The organism is Deltaproteobacteria bacterium (assembly GCA_009930495.1).
Taxonomy (GTDB): domain Bacteria; phylum Desulfobacterota; class Desulfovibrionia; order Desulfovibrionales; family Desulfomicrobiaceae; genus Desulfomicrobium.
The window spans coordinates 1-5,629 of sequence record RZYB01000166.1; the positions used below are offsets into that span (position 1 = coordinate 1).

The 5,629-nt window shown below is 62.2% G+C and carries 11 protein-coding genes; 8 read left to right on the forward strand and 3 right to left on the reverse strand.

What is annotated here, in order from left to right; translation table 11 throughout:
- The first annotated feature begins 147 nt into the window (after positions 1-147).
- The 6 genes from EOL86_11595 (at position 148) to EOL86_11620 (ending at position 2,885) form a co-directional block, all read left to right on the forward strand.
- On the forward strand, positions 148-426 hold the full coding sequence (locus EOL86_11595; protein ID NCD26217.1) for a hypothetical protein: 279 nt from the start codon (positions 148-150) through the stop codon (positions 424-426).
- 64 nt (positions 427-490) lie between these two features.
- Positions 491-1,324, forward strand: coding sequence for a hypothetical protein (locus EOL86_11600; protein ID NCD26218.1), 834 nt, complete (start codon positions 491-493; stop codon positions 1,322-1,324).
- Positions 1,321-1,560, forward strand: a complete 240-nt coding sequence (locus tag EOL86_11605; GenBank protein NCD26219.1) for a hypothetical protein — start codon at positions 1,321-1,323, stop codon at positions 1,558-1,560. The genes EOL86_11600 and EOL86_11605 overlap by 4 nt, the downstream gene beginning before the upstream one ends.
- Positions 1,557-2,222, forward strand: coding sequence for a hypothetical protein (locus EOL86_11610; protein ID NCD26220.1), 666 nt, complete (start codon positions 1,557-1,559; stop codon positions 2,220-2,222). Before EOL86_11605 ends, EOL86_11610 begins: the two co-directional genes overlap by 4 nt.
- Complete coding sequence (locus EOL86_11615) at positions 2,219-2,530, forward strand: hypothetical protein (protein ID NCD26221.1); 312 nt, start codon at positions 2,219-2,221, stop codon at positions 2,528-2,530. The genes EOL86_11610 and EOL86_11615 overlap by 4 nt, the downstream gene beginning before the upstream one ends.
- Position 2,531: 1 nt before the next feature.
- Positions 2,532-2,885: a hypothetical protein gene (locus tag EOL86_11620; protein ID NCD26222.1), complete on the forward strand. Its 354-nt coding sequence runs from the start codon at positions 2,532-2,534 to the stop codon at positions 2,883-2,885.
- Positions 2,886-3,021: 136 nt separating this feature from the next.
- On the opposite strand, the gene EOL86_11625 is transcribed toward EOL86_11620, so the two are convergent.
- From EOL86_11625 to EOL86_11635, 3 genes are all read right to left on the reverse strand, one after another.
- A complete protein-coding gene (locus EOL86_11625; protein ID NCD26223.1) occupies positions 3,022-3,270 on the reverse strand; it encodes a hypothetical protein in 249 nt (82 codons plus the stop codon).
- A 362-nt stretch (positions 3,271-3,632) separates the two neighbouring features.
- Entirely contained in the window at positions 3,633-4,124 is a 492-nt protein-coding gene (locus EOL86_11630) for a hypothetical protein (GenBank protein NCD26224.1), read from the reverse strand.
- An 89-nt stretch (positions 4,125-4,213) separates the two neighbouring features.
- The gene (locus EOL86_11635; protein ID NCD26225.1) at positions 4,214-4,888 is read right to left on the reverse strand and encodes a hypothetical protein; all 675 of its coding nucleotides are present in this window, start codon (positions 4,886-4,888) and stop codon (positions 4,214-4,216) included.
- A 140-nt stretch (positions 4,889-5,028) separates the two neighbouring features.
- Here EOL86_11635 and EOL86_11640 point away from each other — a divergent pair, with 140 nt between their 5' ends.
- Together EOL86_11640 and EOL86_11645 are read left to right on the forward strand one after the other, a co-directional pair.
- Positions 5,029-5,244, forward strand: coding sequence for a hypothetical protein (locus tag EOL86_11640; GenBank protein ID NCD26226.1), 216 nt, complete (start codon positions 5,029-5,031; stop codon positions 5,242-5,244).
- Positions 5,225-5,629, forward strand: a 405-nt coding sequence (locus tag EOL86_11645; GenBank protein NCD26227.1) for a hypothetical protein, incomplete at its 3' end; no start/stop codon positions are given. The genes EOL86_11640 and EOL86_11645, both read left to right, overlap by 20 nt.

Sequence of the window (5,629 nt, forward strand, 5' to 3'; positions counted from 1 at the left end):
ACGATCATCGGCAACGCGGACGGCACGCCATTCCGGTTTAACGGCCGCGATGTTTGGATCGCCGTACTGGACGCGAAATATCGGGCGGCGTCGGTAGCAGTTGCCTCCGACGGCAACACAGACGCAGTGGAAACGTGCCGACAGGTGATGCTATCCGGCGCCCCGTGCGACCTGCCCACGGCGGATGTGTTGCTGACAATTTGGCGACAGCGGGAGTTCATCGACGCCAACGACCCGACGATTGGGGATTTTCCCGACTACGCCCTGTCAAGATGGGGATTTGGCAGCATCCATGGGGCCTTCATCTGGTCCTCGTCGGAGTACAGCAGCTACTACGCGGTCCACGTGGGTTCCGGCGGAGGCGTGGGCAACGGCACCAAGTACCGCCAGTTCGGGGTTGTTCCCGTCCTGGAGATCCCGGCCTAGCGCACTGGCCCCGAACCTTGAACCTCAAGCAAAGCGCCGCCTGAGTGGCGCGGAGGGATCTGCGATGAAATGCTTTTACCACTCGGCCGACCTGGACGGCCACTGCTCCGGGGCTATCGTCAAAATGGCGGAGCCAGAGTGCGAGATGTTCCCAATCGACTACGGCCAACCGTTCCCCTGGGACTCCATCCGCCCCGGCGAGGTGGTGATGATGGTGGATTTCTCGCTTCAGCCATTCGCGGACATGGTCCGCCTGAATGAACTAGCAACGCTGGTCTGGATTGATCATCACAAGACGGCCCTTGACGACGCGGCGGCAGCCGGTGCGCGGATCGACGGCATCCAGCGCGAGGGCCTGGGGGCCTGCGCCTTGGTTTGGGAGTGGTTCCACCGGGGCGAGACCATGCCGTATTCCGTGCGCCTGCTAGCCGAATACGACGTGTGGGACCATCATGACACCAACTGCCAGCCCTTCCAGTACGGCTTGAGACTGGAAAACACGTGGCCCGAGGCCGAGGTGTGGCGCAGACTGCTGCGCGGCCGAGGCAGCATGGCGGACATTATTCTGCACGGCGTCGTGGCGCTCCGGGCCGACGCGAAAAATAGCGCCGTGTACGCCGCGAGTTGCGCCTATGAGACGACATTCGGGGGACTGCGCTGCATCGCCATGAATCGCATGTGCTGCAACTCCAGGGCGTTCGACTCGGTCGTGGACCCAGGAACGCATGACGCCATGCTCGCATGGGGGTGGCGCGCTGGGAAATGGACCGTCAGCCTGTACTCCACCCGCGAGGACGTGGACGTCAGCGTCATCGCCAGGCGCTACGGAGGCGGCGGACACAAGGGCGCGGCCGGCTTCCAGTGCCAGGGCGAGTTGCCGGCGGGGGTGAGGCCGTGACGGACGCCGCGCCAGAAGCCCGCATGGCCGGAGAGATTCCGGCCATGCTGCGCAGCCTGGCTTGGGCCATGGAGGATCTGGGCGTGGGGATGGTGTATTATGGCGGGCTCGGCCCGCTGGCCCGGCGCGGGCAAGAGCTGGTCGCCTCGGCCGCCGTGGCCCGGATCTGGGCCGACGAGGCCGAGGCTGAAAGTCAGTATCGCGGCGAGGCCGAGGAACCAGAGGAGGACGAATGAACGAGCGCCCAATACTCATGAACGGCGACATGGTACGCGCGCTACTTGACGGGAGAAAGACACAGACGCGGCGACCATTGAGGAGGGACATTTCTGGTCGGGTAGGGAGGAGCGGCCGGTCATGGCATCTGGACGACCCGGCTTGTGTGAATGCCTGCCCATTCGGGCAGCCAGGAGACCGGCTTTGGGTGCGGGAGACGCATAGCTTCTGCCCTCGGCACATGGGCGTGGACCGATGGTCTTATACGCCAGAAGAGGCACGGGCTATTTATGCAGCCGACGGCGTTCCGAAGCTTAGCGGGCCGCGCGGGTTTTGGTCTCCAAAGATGCGGCCATCAATCCACATGCCCCGCTGGGCCTGCCGTATCGTACTGGAAATTGTCGACGTGCGAGTCCAGCGGTTACGCGATATCACCGGCGAAGAGGCAAAGGCCGAGGGTTTGCGCGGGGTCACAAAGGACGGGGCGCGCGTGAAGTGGGGAATCCCAGACGCTGACGGGCTGCCCGGCACAGACGATTACGGATGGCCGTGGCGCGAATGGTCCGCAGATCCGCGCCAGGCGTTTCGGAAAATTTGGGACGACTGCTATGCCAAGCGCGGCAATGGATGGGACGCGAATCCATGGGTGTGGGTCGTTGAGTTTCGGAGGGTTGAGGCATGAGTAATTGCAGGTTTTATTTGTTCCTCGTGTCCATGGTCGGCGCGGGGTTTTTTGCCGGATATCATGTGGGCACTATCGGGACGCTTCTTGGCGCCGGATGGAAAATTGCGCTCGGGCTACTCGCCTACATTGCGGCCTGCGCGGCGGTGACGTCTGCCCTGGTCCTGGGGTGCGTTGTTTTTGCCACCGAAATTGAGTCCTGCGAATATACCGTGGACGAGCCCGGCAAGCCCGCGTCCGTGACGCTTGCCTTCGGCCCATGGCGATGGACAAGGGAGATCCCGACGACACGGATTGGCGGCGAGTAGCATGTATGATGGCCTTAGCGACGAGTCTCCGGCGCTGCGGCGGTTTCGCGAATTACTGCGGACGTGTCCGTTGTGCGCGGTCGTGACGGACGGGCGGATACTCCTGTGTGCGGTGCAATTCACGGCGGACCGGCGGCGACTGGTTGAAAATTACGACTGGCTGCGGGGCCATTGGCCGGAGTTCTGCGAGGCCGCCGACCTGTTTTGGCTCGACTCCGAAGTGTTTGCCTGGGTCGAGGCACATCCATGCGCGCGCCAGGGCGTGACGTATCGGACAATGTACGCCACGACGCCCGCTCTAGATGCGCCAGAGCTGTGCGTGCTGGCCTCGGGTGAAAATTCAAGCGATGGATGAAGTTTTGTTTCTGACGGCACGCGAGGCAAGGCTTCGCGGGCCGGATTGAAGTAAAATTTTGCGGGATCTTTGAAAGGCGAATAGGCGAGATTTCATGCTGACCCGGGGCGATTGCGCCCCGGGTCGAAGCGGGTGGTTATTCCCAGACCAAACGAGTCATTTGCCCGCACTCCGAGGTCTGGATCTCGGTCTGCCCCTCGTATTTTTTCGCGGAGACACTGATCGCTTCTGCCAGCTCTGGCGGGCAGTCGGCGGCAATCTCTAGCCGCATGCCGTCGTAGGGCAGAAACGCGAGGCGTTTGTAATCGCCGTGCTCTTCGGCCTGGCGGTCGGCGTAGACCACCCCTGCTGCCTGTATCCCGACGAAAATCCTTTGTGTCATCATCGGGCACCTCCCAGGACAAAAAATCCATTGGCGGTGGAGAGGATGGTTTTTTGGCCGAGCACGACGGCCAGTTCAATGGCCGTGGCCAGGTCGCGGCCCCGAAGCCCCTGTAAATTTAGCAGATCGAGCCCATGAACATACATGATCCTCATGACCGCCTCCAGGCTGCCCAGCGGAGCAGGCCAACGGCGAGAGGGACGAGGATGCCGGCCAGGGTGGCTAGCTTGATCATTTCCAGGGCGAGAGGTAGGGCATCTGTACTCATATCGGAGGCTCCTTCCGGTTTGGGTCATGCCCGGCGGCGTTGCAGCGCGCGCCGGGCGTTTTTTATTTGACGGTCTCGATGGGGAACAGGGCGGCCATCACGCCCCCGGGTTGGGCAGGAATAGCTTGCATTCCTGCTGCCATTTTTCATTGTCCTCATAATCGGCCCACATTCTTCTCGCCCAATCCGCCAGGGCCAGGCGGGCGATGCCGTCCAGCCCCTGCAATTTGGCGATGAGGGCCGGACCATTTACCCCCCACTTTCGGTCGTATTGGTTGAGCGATATGGCGTCCGAGACCTCCCAAATCAAAGCGTTTTGCGCCCACCTGGTTGCCTCGGTTCCTCCGGGGAACCCGCCGGTCCAGGTCCCGTTCAGGGTGTCCAGCACGAGGCAGGCCTCGTGCTCGGTCAGCTCCTTGCGGGCCAGTGTCAAGCCCAGGTCCAGCAAGGCCCAATAGTTGTTCACGGCCTCGATGACCGTGGTGGACCTGTTTCCGCCCGCGTGCTGATCGGTGCGGGCGTCGATCTGGGCCAGCATGTCGGCTGACATGCTGATCGAGATGGGTTTTTTCCAATTTTCCTTGGCCATGTATCCTCCTTTCGGCTTGTACGGCCACGCGATGGATTCGCGTGGCCGATGGAAGCCGGGAGCCGGCGGGCTCCCGGAGAAGATTGCCGCTATTCTTCCGCTGCCTCGCGGTACTCGGCGATTTCGTCGGCGTCGGCGTATCCGTGTTCTAGCAGGGCCGCGAGGTGGTTTTCGCCCAGCCCTGCGGTCAGTCTGCGGCACTTCCACTGCGCGTCTTCCAGCAGGGCATCGCTAAGGTCGCCGTTGAGGATCATGTTGGCCTCGACCGTGGCCTCGACGCCCTGGACCGCTTCGGCCAGGGCCATCTCGCCGGCCGGCCAGTGATCGAATAGGTTGCAGTTGGAAAACAGCCAGTCATCGACGTTCCAGACCTGCACGTTGCCTTCGGCGTCGTCGAACAGGCTGGTGAGCTCCTCGTCCGCGGCCTCGGCGTCGGCGGTCAGCGTCCCGACAAAATTGGACCCGTTCCAGTCCGTGTCGTGGCCGTCGTGGACCCGCTGCAACAACGCGCGGACGTCGTCGCGACCCAGGATGCCAACCAACTGCTGGCCGGTCATGTAGGGGCTGACGCTCCATGTCAGGGTGCGGCGATGCCACTCATCTGCCGGGCGGGCATTGCCGAGCTCGCCGGAGTAGTCGGCGAAGACCCGGCCGTCTTCGTACAGATAGATATAGGCCGGCTGGGGGTTGCTCTGGGCTGGGTACTGGCAGAACAACGGGGCCTGGTCGTTTGCGAGGGATTCGATCTGGGTGAAATCTAACATAGTGGTCTCCTGTTTTTCCGGTTGCAGCCGGGGTTGTTGTGCTTCGTTGACTATTTAATAAGACGTTACTAAACATAGGTCAAGGTATTTTGTAAGAGTTTATTAAAGTATTTTTTTAACAATAAACGCCGGGGGGTTAAATGCGGAAACGAAAACATGGCGGGCCGCGCGCCGGGGCATCTAGCGCGGATGTGGCCCAGATGACCGGCCGGCCGCTGGCCGAGGTGGAGCGGGTGCTGCGCGGCCTCGTTGCTCGTCGCGTGCTCTACGAGATCGGACCGGGGCGATATCTGCCCAATCCAGACCCGGAAACATGGCTGCCGGAGGGGGGTGCACATGGCGAATCCGCAGTGTGAGCATGGGTTTACGAGGATCGCTAACGAGCTGCTGGACGCGGCCCTGCTCCGGCTGTCCGCCGAGGAAACTGTGATGTGGCTGGCGCTGGTGCGCGTGACATACGGGTACGGCCGGAAAGAGGCGGACGTGACCCGCGAACAGCTGGCGGGCATGTGCGGCCAAAGCCCGCGCACGGCCGCCCGCGCCCTCGCCGCCCTTGCTGCTCGCGGTGCACTCTATATCCAGCGTAACGGGCCGAAACCAATGACCATACGCCTGGAAAAGGACTACGAGAAATGGGCGGTACCAAAAGAGGTGCCAGATATGGCACATCAAGGCCCAAAAGAGGTGCCAGATATGGCACATCAAGGCCCAAAAGAGGTGCCAGATATGGCACATCAAGGC